The sequence below is a fragment of the Stenotrophomonas sp. genome, assembly GCF_031995405.1.
GTDB lineage: Bacteria > Pseudomonadota > Gammaproteobacteria > Xanthomonadales > Xanthomonadaceae > Stenotrophomonas.
In genome coordinates this window covers 1-3,428 of the sequence record NZ_DAMAGC010000199.1, presented here as the reverse complement: position 1 = coordinate 3,428, position 3,428 = coordinate 1, and the positions used below count along the sequence as shown (strand labels likewise).

4 protein-coding genes are annotated in these 3,428 nt (G+C 65.9%); all 4 read right to left on the bottom strand.

Annotated elements, in window-relative coordinates; all coding sequences use genetic code 11:
* Positions 1-258: 258 nt before the first annotated feature.
* Positions 259-1,221 (bottom strand): transaldolase, encoded by a 963-nt coding sequence (locus RTO53_RS19685; protein WP_312239350.1) that lies wholly within the window; start codon positions 1,219-1,221, stop codon positions 259-261.
* A 46-nt stretch (positions 1,222-1,267) separates the two neighbouring features.
* Positions 1,268-1,675 (bottom strand): nucleoside diphosphate kinase regulator, encoded by a 408-nt coding sequence (gene rnk, locus RTO53_RS19680; protein ID WP_256774970.1) that lies wholly within the window; start codon positions 1,673-1,675, stop codon positions 1,268-1,270.
* A gap of 151 nt (positions 1,676-1,826) precedes the next feature.
* Positions 1,827-2,777, bottom strand: coding sequence for a DNA-binding transcriptional regulator OxyR (gene oxyR / locus RTO53_RS19675; RefSeq protein WP_312239349.1), 951 nt, complete (start codon positions 2,775-2,777; stop codon positions 1,827-1,829).
* An 86-nt stretch (positions 2,778-2,863) separates the two neighbouring features.
* A partial coding sequence (locus tag RTO53_RS19670) for an FAD-dependent oxidoreductase (RefSeq protein WP_312239348.1) occupies positions 2,864-3,428 on the bottom strand: 565 nt, incomplete at its 5' end.

Here is a 3,428-nt window from a genome sequence, read left to right as displayed (position 1 = left end):
GTTGGCGGGACCGTCATGCGCCATGGATGGCGCATGCGAGCTTCCATGGATGGATTCACGGCGTGTCCCGCCATCCCACCCACACCGCCCCCCAACCCTCGCCAATGAGCGGTCGCGGTCGCGGTCGCGGTTGCCGTTGCCGTTGCCGTTGCCGTTGCAGTTGGAGTTGGAGTTGCAGTTGCAGCTAAACGCGCAACTGCCCGTAAAAACAAAAAGCCCCGCATTGCGGGGCTTTCTACCGTCCAGACAACGCGAACCTTACAACCGCTCGCGGATCGTCTGGCGCAGCGCTTCCAGATCCTTGGCGAACGCATCGATCCCCGTCGCCAGCTTCTCGGTCGCCATCGGATCGGCCGCCAGATCCGTCGCAAAGCGCGCCGCATCGATCGGCGTCACCGACACCGCCTCGGCCGCACCGGCCACCAGCTTGCGCGGCAGCGCGCCATGGTCGGCATCCAGCTTCTCCAGCAGATCCGGCGAAATCGTCAAACGATCGCACCCCGCCAGCGCCTCGATCTGCGCCGTCGAACGGAACGACGCCCCCATCACCACCGTCGGCGAACCACGGCGCTTGAACTCCGCGTACACCCCACGCACGAACACCACGCCCGGATCGGCATCGATATCGGCCGGCGCCTGCCCATGCGCCACGTACCAGTCCAGGATCCGCCCCACGAACGGCGAAATCAGGAATGCTCCTGCCTCGCTGCACGCCAGCGCCTGCGTCGGATTGAAAATCAACGTCAGATTGCAGTCGATACCCTCGGCCTGCAGCACCCGTGCCGCCTCCACGCCTTCCCACGTCGCCGCGATCTTGATCAGCACCTTGCTGCGCGGCACCCCGGCCGCCTCGTACATCGCAATGAACTGGCGCGCCTTGGCCACCGTCGCCGCCGTATCGTGGGCCTGATCGGCATCCACCTCCGTCGACACCCGGCCCGGCACCAGCGTGCTCAGCAGCGTACCCACGCCCACGGTCAGGCGATCGGCCACCGCGTGCACGACCGTCTCGCGCTCGCCGGACTGCTCGCGGCCCCACGCAAGTTCCTTCTCGATCAGGTCCGCATACACCGGCAGATCCAGCGCCTTCTTCACCAGGGTCGGATTGGTCGTGCAGTCGACCGGCTTCAAGCGCTTGATCGCCTCGTAATCGCCGGTATCGGCTACCACGACGGACAGATCACGCAGCTGGGCGAGTTTGGACGGAGAAACGGTGTTCATTGCGACTCCTGGTACGAAACGGGGAACCTGCGCAGCGGCAGGGAATTCAGGACTGGGGCTGGTTGTGGACCGCCGTCACGCGCAAGCGCAGCTTGCGGCCACCCGGTGCATCCCAGTCCATGGTCTGGCCGACGGCCAGGCCCAGCAGCGCGGTGCCTACCGGCGCAAGGATCGACACCTTGCCCTGCTCGACATCGGCTTCGCGCGGGTAGACCAGCGTCAGCACGTGCTTCTCGTTCTGCAGCTCATCTTCGCATTCCACCCGCGAATGCATCATGACGATGCCCTCGGGCATCTGCTCCGGCGCCACCACCGTGGCCCGGTTGAGTTCGGCGGCCAGGGCCGCCGCCGCGGGGGTCTGACTGACCGCCGGCGAGTCGAGCATGGCATCCAGCCGATCCATGTCGTGGCTGGAAACGATGATGGACGGCGGCAGCCCGCTGGAAGTGGACATGTAAAGCTCCTTGCGATTGATGATGGCCCATGCAAAAGGCGGCGCCTGCTGGCGCCGCCTGGGTTCTATTGTGCTGCCTATCGAAGGCGGAAGCGACCCGGGCCGCATCGACACCGATGCGGCCGGTTCAGCGTGTTGACCGGCGGGTGTATCAGGCGTTGCGGCGCGGTGCCGTGCCCACGTCCGAATCGGTGTTTTCCAGCGTGAACAGGCCTGCCGGCAGGCGCTTGAACTGCTGTGCCAGCTGCTGCAGGAAACCGGTCATCGCCGAACTGCGCCGCCACGCCATCGCGATGCGGCGGCTGGGGCGATCATCGCCCTGGAAATCGAGCAGCCGGATGTTTTCCGAACGCGGCACCGGCGGCTTCACCGACAGGGTGGGGAGCAGGGTGATGCCCACGTCGGCGGCGACCATCTGCCGCAACGTTTCCAGGCTGGTGGCGCGGAATTCGGATTTTTCATTGGCACCGAACAACCGACAGACCGCCAGCGCCTGGTCGCGCAGGCAATGCCCGTCCTCGAGCAGCAACAGCTTCTGCGTGGACAGTTCCTGCACGTCCAGATGATGGCGCCGCGCCAGTGGATGCTGCCCGGAGACGGCCAGCAGGAACGGTTCCTCGAACAGGAACTCGGCATGCAGCTGGTCGTCGTCCAGCGGCAGCGCCAACAGCGCCGCATCCAGTTTGCCTTCGCGCAGCCGCGCCAGCAGTTCGTCGCTCTTTTCCTCGACCAGCAACAGTTCCAGCTGCGGGAAACGTTCGCGGATGTTGGGAATCACATGCGGCAGCAGGTACGGGCCCAGCGTGGGGAAAATCCCCAGCCGCACCGTACCGGCCTCCGGGTCGCGACTGCGGCGGGCCGCTTCCTTCATCTGCTCGACCTCGGCGACGATTGTGCGCGCACGCGCCGCCGCCTCGACCCCGGCCGGGGTCAGCATCACTTTGCGTGGAGCACGTTCGACCAGCGGCAGGCCAAGCTCGTCCTCCAGCTTGCGGATCTGCGTGGACAGGGTGGGCTGGCTGACGAAGCACGCCGCCGCGGCGCGGCCGAAGTGCCGGTGGTCGGCCAGCGCCACCAGGTATTTCAGATCACGTAGGTTCATTTCCTTGGACCTCTAAGCGGTAATGGACCGGGTGACGGCGTGGCTTACCCAGCAGGTGGGTCCCGGCGAACCGGGACCCGGACGTTTCAGGCAGCTTCGGCGACAACGCCGCTGCTCTTGGGAACGGATGTACGGATCAGGTGATCGAAAGCGCTCAGTGCGGCGGTCGAACCGGCGCCCATCGCGATGACGATCTGCTTGTAGGGCACAGTAGTGCAATCGCCCGCTGCGAACACGCCCGGGACGCTGGTCTGGCCCCGGTCGTCGATGACGATTTCGCCACGCGGCGACAACGCCACCGAGCCCTTCAACCACTCGGTGTTGGGCAGCAACCCGATCTGCACGAAGATGCCTTCGAGCTCGACCCGGTGCGCATCGCCACCGACGCGGTCCTGGTAGACCAGCCCCGTCACCTTCTGGCCATCGCCCAGCACTTCCTGGGTCAGGGCGCTGGTGATGATGGTGACGTTGCCCAGGCTGCGCAGCTTTCTCTGCAGCACTTCATCGGCCCGGAGTTTGTCATCAAATTCCAGAAGGGTCACATGCGTCACGATGCCGGCCAGGTCGATCGCCGCTTCCACGCCGGAGTTGCCGCCACCGATCACCGCCACGCGCTTGCCCTTGAACAGCGGGCCGTCGCAGTGCGGGCAG